The sequence below is a fragment of the Gammaproteobacteria bacterium genome, from assembly GCA_017999615.1.
Lineage (GTDB): Bacteria > Pseudomonadota > Gammaproteobacteria > JAABTG01 > JAABTG01 > JAGNLM01.
Genome location: JAGNLM010000001.1, coordinates 706,591 through 719,118, shown reverse-complemented (window position 1 = coordinate 719,118; position 12,528 = coordinate 706,591). Strand labels below are relative to the sequence as shown.

Sequence of the window (12,528 nt, the reverse complement as noted above, 5' to 3'; positions counted from 1 at the left end):
TCTTCACTCCTCCAGCCGAGGGAGCTCTTCCCGGGCGGTGTGTCGGATGTCCTTGCCCTTCACCAGGTACACCACGTACTCACAGACGTTCTTCGCGTGGTCTCCGATCCGCTCGAGGGCGCGCGCCGACCAGCACACGTTCAGGAACTGCCCGATGTATCGAGGGTCCTCCATCATGTAGGTGCTGAGCTCGCGCATCACCGCCTCGTACTCCCTGTCGACTTCCTCGTCGGAGCGCATCGTGACGAGCGCCGCGTCCACGTCCATGCGCGCGAACGCATCCAGGGCGTCGTGGACCATGGTGACCACCCGGTTCCCCAGGTGATCGATGGAGTGCATGATCTGGCAGGTCATCCCGCCCGTATCGGACACCTGTTGAGCCATCCGCCCGATCGCCTCGGCCTCGTCGCCGATCCGCTCCAGGTCCGTGATGGTCTTGATGACCGCCATGATCAGACGCAGGTCACTCGCTGCCGGCTGCCGTCGGACCAGGGTGAGGGTGCAGGACTCGTCGATCGCCACTTCCATGGCGTTCACCTTGTAGTCCTGCTGCGCCACGCGCGCGCCGGCCTCGGCGTTGCACGTGAGCAGCGCCTTGATCCCGTCCACGAGCTGGCGCTCCACCAGCCCGCCCATGGCCAGCACCCGGGTGCGGATGTCTTCCAGCTCCCGGTTGTACCGGCGCGAGATGTGGTGCGTGACGTCTGCAGGCGTGGTCATGAATCCCTCGCTGGTGCCGATGCTCGCGGCTCACCGATGGAGCCGGGCTCCAGGTCGCCGTCCGGCGGTTCCAAAACCCGCGCCGGCGGAAAGTCGCAGGTAAACGAGCTGCCCACCCCCGGCGCACTCTCGATCCGCAGATGGGCTCCGTGGTGGCTCAGGGCGTGCTTGACGATGGCCAGCCCGAGCCCGGTCCCGCCCCGCGCCCGGGAGCGCCCCGCGTCGACGCGGAAGAACCGCTCGGTCAGGCGCGAGATGTGCTGCGGCGCGATGCCGATGCCGGTGTCCCGCACCGTGAAGTGGGCGCCGGCCTCGTCCGGGTACCAACGCAGGCTGATCTGGCCGCCGTCGGGGGTGTACTGCAGGGCGTTCTCCAGCAGGTTGTTGAAGACGCCGCGCAGCTGTTGCGCGTCACCGGCGAGCCACAGACGGCCGTCGACGCTGGACTCGATCCGATGGCGCCCGGCGCTCCGGAGCCGCAGCTCCTCCTCCAGGCCCGAGAGGATCGCGGGGACGGCCACGGGCTCGTGTGGGCTCGCGGGATCGCCGTCCGACTCCAGGCGGGCGAGGAGCAGCAGGTCCTGCACCAGATGGGTCATGCGGTTCGCCTGCTCGGACATGGCCTGCACGGAGCGCTGCCAGACGGGCGGGAGCTCGTCCCCCTCGTCCTCCAGCGTCTCCAGGTAGCCGGTGATCACGGTGAGGGGCGTGCGCAGCTCGTGGGAGACGTTGGCCACGAAGTCGCGCCGCACCTGCTCGAGGCGCGCCAGGTGGGAGACGTCCCGCGCGAGTAGCAGGCGCTGGTCCGCGCCGTAGCGGATCAGGGTGATCGAGAGGACCAGGTGCTCGTCCTCCGGCGAAGGGATCTCGATCGCTCCCGGCTCCCCCCTGCCCTCCAGGAAATCCTGGAACAGGGGGTGGCGCACGAGGTTCGTCACGCGTTGCCCGAGGTCCTCGGGCATCTTCAGGCCGAGCAGCCGGCCGGCCCCCGCGTTGAACCACTCGATCCCGTCTTCGCCGTCCAGGATGACCGCGGCGTCCGGGAATGCCGCCACCGACTGGCGCAGGCGCTTGAGGGCGTTGGCGAGCTTGCGCTTGCGCTTGCGCGCCCGCAGGTGGAGCCGGTGGACCTGCTGGTAGAGCTCGCTCCAGATGCCTCGAGCGGGTGGCGGATGGGACTTCTTCCCCGCCCGGATCCAGCGCTCCAGACGGTGGAGTTGCAGCAGGAGCGAAGCGGCGTAGGCGAGCGCCGCCACCAGCAGGGCCTCCAGCGGGTGGCCGGCGAGCTGCCCCAGGACCAGGGCGCCCGCGAGCAAGGCCACGAAGCGGCCGATCTCGGCAGCCCAAGGGTTCCCGCCCACGGTCAAGCCGAAAAACGGTAGCCGGAGCCACGCACCGTCTGCAGCACGTGGTCGTGGCCCGAGGGCTCCAGGGCCTTGCGCAGACGGCGGATGTGCACGTCGACGGTACGCTCCTCGATGTACACGTTGCCGCCCCAGACCCGGTCGAGGATCTGGCTGCGGCTGTAGACCCGCTCGGGGTGAGTCATGAAGAAGTGCAGCAGCCTGAACTCCGTCGGCCCGAGGTGCAGCTCCGCGCCGCCGACGCTCACCCTGTGGCTCGCGTTGTCCAGGAGCAGGTCGCCGAGCTCGATGCGGTCCTCCTCGCCCCCCGGAGAGGCCCTCCGGAGCACGGCCCACATCCGCGCCACCAGCTCCCGCGGGGAGAAAGGCTTGGTGACGTAGTCGTCGACCCCGACCTCGAACCCCCTGACCTTGTCCTCCTCTTCGCCCCGGGCGGTGAGGAGGATGATCGGCACGGCACGGGTGCTCTCCGCCCGCCTGAGCCTGCGCGCGAGGTCGATGCCGCTCGTCCCCGGCAACATCCAGTCCAACAGGATCAGATCGGGTATGCGGTCCGCGATCAGGACCTCTGCCTGGTGGGCGTCCGCAGCCTCGCGCGGCTCGAATCCCGCGCGGGCAACGGCGAACCTCACCATCTCACGGATGGCTGTCTCGTCCTCGACGATCAGGATGTCCTTGCCCATGGGATTGAACGCCACGTTCGGCGCCCATTACACGGCCTTAATGTTACAGGCCAGTGACAGCACCGGCGAGCCGGTGCCAGGCGCCCTCGAGGGACGCCCTGAACGGATCCCTCGAGCCACGAGTGTCTTCGCGAGTACCTTCGCGAGCGTCTTCGCGGATGTCTTAAGGATAGACACCGGGTGTAGAGTGGGGCTCGGGGAGCTGCGCAGCGCGACGCGAAATCCACCGGTCTCCCCTCAGGAGGTCCCATGAGCAGATTTCCCCACTCGGCGCACCTCGGCGCGCTCGGGCTCGCCACGGCCCTGGTCCTCTCGCCCGTGCTGGTGCCCACACCCGCTCTGGCGGACGAACGCCTCGCCCAGCTCGACTCGATCGAGGCGAGGTACCAGCTGGAGCGCGCGGGCTGTCTCACGAAGTTCTCGCGCGAGAGCCGGGAGACGTGCCTCAAGGAGGCGGAAGGCGCCCGCGCCGAGGCGCGCCGGGGACAGCTCCAGAACCAGGAGGACCCGCGCACCCTGGAGGAGAACGCCCGCCGCCGCTGCCAGGGCTTGCCCGCCGAGCGGCGCGCCGACTGCGAGCGCATGGCACGGGACGACGCGAAGGTCTCGGGCTCGGTCAAGGGCGGCGGCGTGCTGAAGGAGATCACCACGCGCAGCGTCGAGACCGTGGAGACGCCCCCCGTGCCCATCGGCCCGACCCTGCCCTGACCCGCGCCTCGGGCGCGCGCCGCCCGAGCGACCCGCGCGCCCTCGAGCGGATCGGAGACCGCGCCAACCTCACGCCGCAGGGGCGTCGCCCCAGAGCGCGTCACGCAGGCCCGAGGCGCGCTCCACGCGTGCCCCCACGGCCGCCGCGACGGTGGCCTCCGGACCCCAGATCTCCACGCCGGCCCGCGCGCGGGTGACCGCGGTGTAGAGGAGCTCGCGCGTCAGCACCGGCGAAACGCGCTCCGGCAGCACCAGGAGCACCTCGTCGAACTCCGAGCCCTGGCTCTTGTGCACGGTCATGGCGTAGACCGTCTCGTGGGCCGGCAGACGTGCCGGCAGGAGCGCGCGCAGCCCACCCCCGGGGGCCGGGAAGAAGACGCGCAGGGCGCCCCCGGCGGCGGTGTCCGGCCAGAACACCCCCACGTCGCCGTTGAAGAGCCCGGTGGCGTAGTCGTTGCGGGTCACCATCACTGGGCGGCCGCGGTAGGCCTCCCGGTCCCGCGGCACGAGCCCGGCGCGCCGCAACGCCCGCTCCACCAGCTCGTTGAACGCGCCGACCCCCCAGGGGCCCTCGCGCAGGGCGCAGAGCACCCGGAAGGACCCGAGCGTCGCGAGGGCCTCGGCGGGCCCCGGGGCCTCGATCACCCCTCGCAACCTCGGCACCACGAGGCGCTCGACCTGCGCGGCCCGCTCGCCCTCCCCCACGGTCCGGTGACGGAGGCCGGGAGGCTCGCGCCCGTCCTGCGCCCGCACAGCCGAGAGGAGCGCGAGCACGCCCGCCGTGTCCCCCGCGTTGACCCGCGCTGCGAGGGCCCCGATGCCGCTCTCCGGACCGAAACGGTAACTCCGGCGCAGGAAGATCAGGGCGTCGGCGACCGGGCGCCCGGGAGCCGCTGACGAGGGCACCTGCCCGGCACCCACCCCCAGCACCTCCGCCAGGGTCTGCGCGAGCTCGGGGGAATAGCCGGGATGCCCACCCCGGCCGCAGACGTCCCCGAGCACCGCGCCCGCCTCGACCGAGGCGAGCTGGTCCCGATCGCCCAGGAGGACGAGGCGGGCCTCGCCGGGCAGCGCCGCGACGGTGCGGGCGAGGAGAGGCAGGTCCACCATGGACGCCTCGTCCACCACCAGCAGGTCCAGGTGCAGGGGGCTCCCCGCGTCGTGCCGGAAGCCGGTCCGGCCCGGGCGCGCGCCGAGGAGCCGGTGCAGGGTGGTCGCCTCCTCGGGCAGGGCGGCCCGCTCGGCCTCGGAGAGCGGCAGGTCCTGCTTGGCCCGGCGCACCGACTCGGCGAGCCGCGCCGCGGCCTTCCCGGTCGGGGCCGCGAGGGCCACCCGGGGCGGCCGCCCGGCCGCCTGACCCGCCGCGAGCGCCAGGATCGCCGCGACCGTCCGGGTCTTGCCGGTTCCGGGCCCCCCCGAGATGACGGTGAGGCGGCGCAGCACGGCCAACGCGGCGGCGACCGCCTGCCCATCGACCTGACCCTCGGCGCGCGCGGGAAAGAGCCGGCGCAGATCCGCCGCGAGGCGGGCGCGGTCGACGCCTGCGGCCCAGCCCGAGGCACGCTCGCGCAGCGCCGCAGCCAGGTCGTGCTCGAAGCGCCAGTAGCGGGCGAGGTAGAGCCGGTCCCGCCCGTCCAGCACCAGCGGCGTGCTCTCGCCGGACGCCCCCACCACCCCGCTCGCCCCCAGCGCCTCCCGCCACTCCCGGAGCTCCGGCGCCCGCAGGCCCGGGACCGAGTCGCCGAAGGGCGCCCGTCCGGCCGCCGCGCAGAGGTCGAGACAGACGTGCCCCTCCCCGGTCGTGCGGCTGACGAGCGCCGCCGCCAGGGCGAGCGCCGCGCGCCCCCCGCCGGCCAACGGCGAGGAGCGCGGGCGCGCGAGGCCCGCGGCCCCCTCCACGCGCTCGGCGAGCGCGAGGAGCTGCAGGGCGAAGTGCTGGTCGAGGGGCCGCAGCCGCCCTGCCCTCTCGGCCTCGTCGAGCCAGGCGAGGGTCATGGCCGGCGCCCCGGCGTGCCGGCGAAGAGGGCATCGAGGGCCCCGACGAGGGCGGGCGGCGGACGCGCGAAGTACACGCCCCGGCGAGGGCCCGTGGCGGGGTCGAGGCCGCGCAGGAAGAGGTAGTAGACCCCGCCGAAGTGGCGCTCGTAGTCGTAGTCCGGGATCCGCGTGCCGAGAAATCGGTGCAGGGCCACGGTGTAGACGAGGTACTGCAGGTCGTAGCGGTGCTCGCCCATCGCCGCGGCCAGGCGCCCGGGCGCGTAGTCCTCGGGACGGCCGCCGAGGAAGGTCGACTTGTAGTCTGCCAGGTAGTAGCGCCCCGCCCACTCGAAGACGAGGTCGAGGAACCCGTGCATCAGCCCGCGCACCGGGCTGAACGTGAACCGGGGGTCCTCGCGCCGGTACTCGGCGAAGCGCGCGATCGTGCCCTCGAGCGCCGCCGCGCTCACGCGCGCCAGCGGGTACCAGAACTCCAGCTCGTCCAGCCGGTGCGCGCGGTCGACACCCCGCAGGCGAAGCCCCTCCCCGTCGAGGGGCGTGTCCAGCACACCCTCGAGCGCCCCCGCGACGACCCCCTGCCACTCGGGTGCGAAACCGAAGCGAGCGAGCTGGTCCGCGACGGTCCGCGCCAGGCCCTCGCCCCGCGCGCTCGGGAAGTCGAGCGCCTCCAGGAGCGCGTGCAGGCAGGTGCCGGCGCGCGTGCCGCGGGGGAAGTCGAAGAAGGTGGGCGCACCCCGGTCGGCGACGGGACCGACACCCACCGCGGACACCCCCATGGCTGCGTCGTGGTCGGGGCGCTCGGACTCGCGCCCGCCGGCCAGACCGCTGAAGCTCGCGACCCGCCAGGAGCGGTCGATGCGCCCGGCGAAGGCCCGCGCCGCCAGGGCTTGCCCCGGGGGAGGCGCAGGCCGGCGGGCGAGCTCGCGCGGGGGCGCCAGCGCGCTCACCTCGATGGTCCCGGCAGCGTCGGCCGCGAGCGCGTCGAGCGCCGCGCGCACCTCCGTGTCCCCGAGACTGGCGAGTGCCGCCCGCTCGCCCACCGGACCGTGCAGCAGGTAGGCGAGCGCCGTGGCGTCGGCCCCGTTCACGGCCCCCCAGGTGAGGACGCAGCGGTAGCGCGCCCGAGTGAGCCCCACGTAGAGGAGGCGCAGCTCCTCCGCCAGGCGCTCGCGCTCCGCGATCGCCACGTGCCGCGGGTCCGGGGGGCTCGCGAGATCGGCCTGCAGGGCTCCGCTTGCGGGGTCGTGGAAACGCACCGGCAGCGACCCCGCCCCCTCCTTCGCGGACCAGGGGAAGGGCAGGAAGACCACGGGGTACTCGAGGCCCTTGCTGCGGTGCAGGGTGACGATCCGGACCAGCTTCTCGTCGCTCTCGAGCCGCAGCTGTTCCTCCTCGGCCCCGCCCTCGGCCCCCTCGCGAGCCGCGGTGAGCGTGCGCAGCACCGTCTCGAAGCCGGCCCAGGCCCCGGCCTCGCCCTGCAGCAGCTCGGCGAGCTGAAGCAGGTTGGTCAACCGGCGCTCGCCCCCGGGGGCGGCCAGGATCCGCCCCGCCGCGCCCGACTCCTCGAGCACCCGCTGGAGCATCGCCATCAGCCCGTGGGCCTGACCGTCGGCGGCCCAGGCCCGGAAGCGCTCACCGGTGGCCTCCCAGGCCTCCTCGTCGCCGGCGAGGGCCGCGATCTCCTCGGCCCCTCGCCCGAGCAGACGGGTGGCGAGCGCCGCGCGCATCAGACCCGCGTCCTCGGGCGCAGCCAGCGCCGCCAGCAACTGGGCCAGCTCCCCCGCCTCCTCGCTCGCGTAGACGCTCTCCCGGCTGTAGTGCACGCTCGCGACCCCGACCCGCGCGAGCGCCCGGCGCACCGCCTCGGCCTCGTAGCGGTCGCGCACGAGCACGGCGAGGTCCGCGGCCTCGAGCGCCCGCCCCTCGAGCCGCGCCCACCCTGCCTCGCCGAGGTCGAGCCACTCGGCGATGGCCTCGGCGCAGGCCGCCGCCGCACGCTCCTGGGCCACGCCCTTGCCGAGCACCCCGGGCGCCTTGCCCGGCGCGGGCTCCTCGCGCCCGAGGAACCCCAGGGAGAGCGCAGCCGGCGCCCGGAGCCCCCCCGCCGGCCCCTGGACCTCGAGCGGGGCCCGGTCGCCCTTGCCCGCCGCCACCGCCGGGTGGAACGGGATGTCCTCGAACAGGAACGGCCGCTCGACCCGCGCGAAGAGCGTGTTCACCGCCTGCACGAAGGGGGTGCTGGAGCGCCAGTTGTGGGTCAGGGTGAAGCGTCCGGACCGCGGGTCCACGTCGCGCCCGGCCCGCAGGTAGGTGAACACGTCCGCACCGCGAAACCCGTAGATGGCCTGCTTGGGGTCGCCGATGAGGAAGAGCGCGGTCTCCGGGGCGTCGGCGTACACCGCACGGAAGATCCGGTACTGGACGGCGTCGGTGTCCTGGAACTCGTCGATGAGCGCCGCCGGGTACTGCCGGCGCAGGCGCTCGACCAGCGCGCCCCCGGCCGGCCCGGAGAGCGCGCGGTCGAGGTGCAGGAGCAGGTCGTCGAAGAAGAGCACCCGGCGCTCGGACTTGCGCACCTCGAGGGTGCGGGCGAGGTAGGCCGCGGCCTCGCGCAGCAGCGCGACCCGGCGGGTGCGGACCGCCTCGGCGTCGGCCTCGAGCCAGGCCGCACAGGCGACAAAGAACGGGTGCTCCGGGACCGCCTGGCCTTTCTTCGTCCCCCTGGCGATCCGCTCCGGCGTCAGGAGCTCGAAGAGCGCCGCCTCGCGCACCTCCGGCGCGCCCCCCGGCGCCACCCCGGCGCCGAGCTCCGCCTCCGCCCGAGCCACCCCGGGGCCGAGCTCCGCCTCGGCCGCCGCGAGGACCCGGGCGACCTTCTCCGGCCTGTAGCTCGTGCGGTTGAGCACCCCCGACTCGAGGATCGCGCGCACCGTTTCCCGTCCCGCCAGCCACTCCCGCCGGGCCGCGGCGTGGGCCTGCACGCGCGCGCGCTCGGCCACCGCGGCGTCCACCGCCGGGAGCAGCTCGACCGGCTCCGGCCCCACCAGAGCGTCCACCTGCCGCAGCAGGAACCCCGGGTCCTTCCACTCCTCCAGCAGGCGGGCTGCCTCGGGCGCGGAGGCCCCGTAGAGGCGCCGGCGCCAGAAGTCCTCCATCACCTCCCGGCGCAGGTCACGCTCGTCCGCGCCCACCTCGGCGTCGAAGAGCGCCCCGCTCTCGAAGGCGTTCTCCTGCAGCACCCGCTGGCAGAAGCCGTGGATGGTGAAGACCGCGAGCTCGTCCATGCGGGCCAGCGCGTCCACGAGGCGCTGGCGTGGGTCCTCACCGGGCCCGGCCCGGGCGAGCAGCGCGGCGGCGAAGTCGTCGTCCGCCTTGCGGCCCTCGGCGACGGCGAGGGCATCGCGCACCCGCCCACGGATGCGCTCGCGAAGCTCCTCGGTCGCCGCCTGGGTGAAGGTGACCACCAGGATCTCCGGGACCTCGAGCCCCCGCTCGAGCAGCAGGCGCAGGTAGAGCGCCGCGATGGTCCAGGTCTTGCCGGTGCCGGCGCTCGCCTCGAGGAGGCGCACGCCCTCGAGCGGCACGCCGAGCGGGTCAAGGGGCTGCATCGCTCCCTCCCGTCACCTCGGGCTGCCCCGACGGCCCCGCCGCCTCGGCCGCGAGCAACGGCCCCGCCACGGCGCGGGCCGCGGCGACGAAGGCCGCGTCGGGTGGCTCCCAGTCGCGAAAGGCGACCGCAACCCAGACATCGAGGGCCTCGCCCCGGTCCTGGTACCCGTCGTGCCAGTGCTTGCGCGCCGCCCGCCAGCAGTCCCCCTCGGGAGTCCCGGTGCGCTCGGCACGCGCCCAGGCGAGCGAGGTCTCGGGGAAGAAGGGCAGCGGGGCCGCGAGGCCCTCGCGCCAGGCCCCGGCGAGGGCGCGGAGCTGCGCTCGAGCGTCGGCCACCGGACCGAGCGCGAGCTCTCCGTCCTCCCCGAAGTGCCGGCTCGCGAGTGAGACACCCGCCGGGGCCAGCGCGCAGAGGGCGAGGTGCCGGACCCAGAGCCGCAGGCAGTCCTTCGCGCCGACCTTCCCGACACGGTACGTGACGAGGCCCCCGGGGGTAACGCCGCTCAGCCACCCCCGGAGCCGGAAGCCGTCGAGGACGAGGTCCACCTCGAGGGCCGGCAGGGTGCGGGCCAGGGCCGGGCGCAGGACTGCGGCGAGGTCCGGGACCCCCGCGGTCCCGCGCGCGAAGTCGAGCGAGCCCACCGGCCCGAGGGGCAGGTCGCCCCGGGCCGCGGCGAGCGGAAGGACGGCCTCCTCCAGGCCCTGCCCCGCCAGCGCCGCGGAGAGGGCCTCGCCGCGCAGCCGGTAGGCCGCGAGCCGGTCCAGGCGAAAGCTCTCCGCGTCCTGCGGCGCAGCCTCCGCCGCCGCCAGTCGCACCCCGAGCCGCTCGCGCAGGAAGTGGCGCGCGGGGTTCTCGAGAAACCGCTCGAGCGCGCCGAGCTCGATCTCCCGCCCCGCCTCCTCCGGGAGCGGCAGGGCAGCGCGCACGAAGCTGCCCAGGGCGGGGGTGCCGGTGGGGATGGCGCGGGCGGTGGGCCCGGTCGAGGTCACTGCCCCCGCGCCGGCCGGCGCCCCGATCCGCTCGGGGAGCCACTCCCGGGCATAGCTGAAGAGCCGCGGGTCGCCGCCGTCGAAATAGCGCCGGCTGAAGGGCTGCAGGGGGTGCTCGGTGACGAGACCGGCGCCCCCAGGGGCCCCGCGGGGGGCCTCTGGCGGGAAGGCCTGCTGCACGTAGTCCAGGAGCTCGCTCACCACCACCGAGGGGACCATCGGGGCGTTGTCCCGGGCGCTGCGCCCCACGTAGCTCACCGCGAACACGTCGCGCGCCGCGAGCAGCGCGTCGAGGAAGCGCTGGCGGTCCTCGTCCCGGCGCGAGCGGTCGCCCCGCAGACGCTGGCGGGCCATCCGGTCGAAGCCGGGCGGGCGCTCCGTCCGGGGAAAGTCCGCGCCGTTCATGCCGAGGAGCCAGACGATCCGGGCGGGGACGCCCGGCAGCTGCCCGAGGCCGGCGAAGGTCACCCCACCCGCCAGGACCGGCGGAGCGCCCCGGTGTCCCGCGAGGGCGTCGATGAGCCGCTCCCGGAACACCTCCCGCGCGAATGTGCCCGTGTAGCCCGCCCCGAGGGCCGCGTCCGCCACCCCGAGCGCCGCCTCGCCCAGCTCCAGGAGCCGGGCCTCCTCCTCGTCGTCGGTCGGGACGAGGAAGTCGTCCACCAGCTCCCGCAGGAGCGCCGCCCAGCGCCCCGCCGGATAGCGCCCGGCGAGGCGTTGGCGCCACGTGCCCAGGCGCTCCACCAGCGCCGCGAGCGCGCCGAGCCAGGGGGCGGAGGACCCCTCCGGACCCGGGCAGGGCAGCACCCCCGCGAAGAGCCCCGCGTCCTCCGGCATGGCGTAGCCGAGAAAGAGCCGGCGCAGCCCGAACGCCCAGGTCGTCTCGTCGAGGGCCGGCAGGCCGGCCTCGGACCGTGCCTCGGCGTCGAGCCCCCAGCGGACCCCCGACTCCCGGACCCAACCGCGCAGGGCCTCCACCGCCGCCTCGTCGAGCGCGAGACGGCGAGCGACGGCCGCGACCTCGAGGAGCGAGAGCACCTCGCTCGCGGGCAGACGGCTCGCCGGCAGGTCCAGCAGTTGCAGCACGGCGGCCACCGCCGGGGCACCGGCCGCCGGGTCCCGGCGTGCGGCCGACCAGGGGATGTAGCGCTCGTCCCCGAGCGCCCCGAACACCGCCTCGACGTGCGGGGCGTAGACGTCCGGGTCGGGCGCGAGCACCAGCACGTCCCGGGGCTCGAGCCCAGGCAGGCGCTCGAAGAGATCGAGGAGCGCATCGTGCAGCACCTGCACCTCCCGCAGGGGCCCGTGGCAGGCGTGCACCTGCAGCGAGCGGTCTCCCTGCGGGATGGGAAGCAACGGCGCATCGGGCTCGCGGCCCCGGTTGCGCAGCTCGAGCACGTCCCGCTGCAGGAGCCGGAGCCGAGAGGGCGCGGCCGGCCACTCCGCCGGCTCCGCCGCGCTTGCCCCCAGCGGGCCTCCCGCCGAGCCCGCCGCCAGACCTGCCGCCAGACGCGCCGCCAGGTCCCCTACCGGGTCCTCCCAGAGGTCCTCCTCCTCGGCGTCGTACTCCAGCACCTGGTCGAGGAGCTCCCGGCCCATGCGCCCAAGCGACGCGAGCAGCGGGTGGCCGAGCGCGTAGTACCCGCTCGCGTCGGAGCGACCCTCGCGCCGCCAGCGGGCGCGCCGGCGCGCCGTCGCCCCGGGCGACTCGATGTCGGACCAGTACTCGCGCGAGGGGTCGAGGAGAAAGAGGTGGACGTCGAGGAGGCCGGCCAGGTGCGCGAGGAGCGCGAGGTAGCTCGGGGAGAGGGTCGGCAGGGCGAAGACGGCGACCCGCGAGGGCAGCGCAGAGCGGAGCGCCGGCGCCGAGAGAGGCGCCGAGAGAAAGGCGTCCTGGGCGTGCACCCAGTGGCCCCGGCCGCCCTCGGCCACCAGCCGGCGCCAGAACGGCGCCTGCCAGTCCTCGCCCCCGCCCCGCTCCCAGTCCCGGATCCAGTCCGGGCGGTACACGAGATACTGGTCCAGGGTCGCCGCGAGGCGCCCGGCGAGGCGCAGGCGTTTCAGCTCGTCGCTGCCCTCGAGGTAGTGACCGAGGGCCGCGAACCCGGGCTCCCCGCGCACCCGCTCGAGGAGTCCGAAGACCCGCCAGAGGAGCCGCTCGGGCTCGTAGGCGGAACCGGCGGGAAGGTCCGGCAGGACCGTGCGCAAGCAATCCCAGATGAACGCGGCCGGCTGGGGAAACCGGACGTTGGCGCAGACCCTGAGCCGGGCCGCGAGCCGGGCTGCGACCCAGCGTGCCGTCCCCGGCCCCTGCACCACCACCGTCTCGGGGGCGAGCGGCAGGCCGGCGGGGTCCGCGAGGACCTCCGCCAGCCGGTCGGCCAGACGCTCGAGTCGGTTCCCGCGGTAGAGGCGCAGCACGGCGCTCGCGCCGGCAGGGCCGGCGCGTCGCCCTC

General features: G+C 74.8%; 7 protein-coding genes. 1 reads left to right on the top strand and 6 read right to left on the bottom strand.

What is annotated here, in order from left to right; genetic code table 11:
- Positions 1–3: 3 nt before the first annotated feature.
- The 3 genes from phoU to phoB are packed head-to-tail and all read right to left on the bottom strand — an operon-like array spanning position 4 to position 2,767.
- A complete protein-coding gene (gene phoU, locus KA217_03135; protein ID MBP7711447.1) occupies positions 4–720 on the bottom strand; it encodes a phosphate signaling complex protein PhoU in 717 nt (238 codons plus the stop codon).
- Complete coding sequence (gene phoR / locus KA217_03130) at positions 717–2,081, bottom strand: phosphate regulon sensor histidine kinase PhoR (GenBank protein ID MBP7711446.1); 1,365 nt, start codon at positions 2,079–2,081, stop codon at positions 717–719. The genes phoU and phoR overlap by 4 nt, the downstream gene beginning before the upstream one ends.
- A gap of 2 nt (positions 2,082–2,083) precedes the next feature.
- The gene (gene phoB, locus KA217_03125) at positions 2,084–2,767 is read right to left on the bottom strand and encodes a phosphate regulon transcriptional regulator PhoB (protein ID MBP7711445.1); all 684 of its coding nucleotides are present in this window, start codon (positions 2,765–2,767) and stop codon (positions 2,084–2,086) included.
- 249 nt (positions 2,768–3,016) lie between these two features.
- Between phoB and KA217_03120 the strand changes: the two genes are divergently transcribed.
- The gene (locus KA217_03120) at positions 3,017–3,475 is read left to right on the top strand and encodes a hypothetical protein (protein ID MBP7711444.1); all 459 of its coding nucleotides are present in this window, start codon (positions 3,017–3,019) and stop codon (positions 3,473–3,475) included.
- Between the two features lie 69 nt (positions 3,476–3,544).
- Here KA217_03120 and recD read toward each other — a convergent pair whose 3' ends face one another.
- Genes recD through recC form a run of 3 tightly spaced genes read right to left on the bottom strand, consistent with a single transcriptional unit; the run spans position 3,545 to position 12,493 of the window.
- A complete protein-coding gene (recD, locus tag KA217_03115) occupies positions 3,545–5,470 on the bottom strand; it encodes an exodeoxyribonuclease V subunit alpha (GenBank protein MBP7711443.1) in 1,926 nt (641 codons plus the stop codon).
- Positions 5,467–9,081 carry an exodeoxyribonuclease V subunit beta gene (gene recB / locus KA217_03110; GenBank protein MBP7711442.1) on the bottom strand — a complete coding sequence of 1,205 codons (3,615 nt, stop codon included), beginning with the start codon at positions 9,079–9,081 and terminating at the stop codon, positions 5,467–5,469. The genes recD and recB overlap by 4 nt, the downstream gene beginning before the upstream one ends.
- Complete coding sequence (recC, locus tag KA217_03105; GenBank protein MBP7711441.1) at positions 9,068–12,493, bottom strand: exodeoxyribonuclease V subunit gamma; 3,426 nt, start codon at positions 12,491–12,493, stop codon at positions 9,068–9,070. The genes recB and recC overlap by 14 nt, the downstream gene beginning before the upstream one ends.
- Between the last annotated feature and the right edge of the window lie 35 nt (positions 12,494–12,528).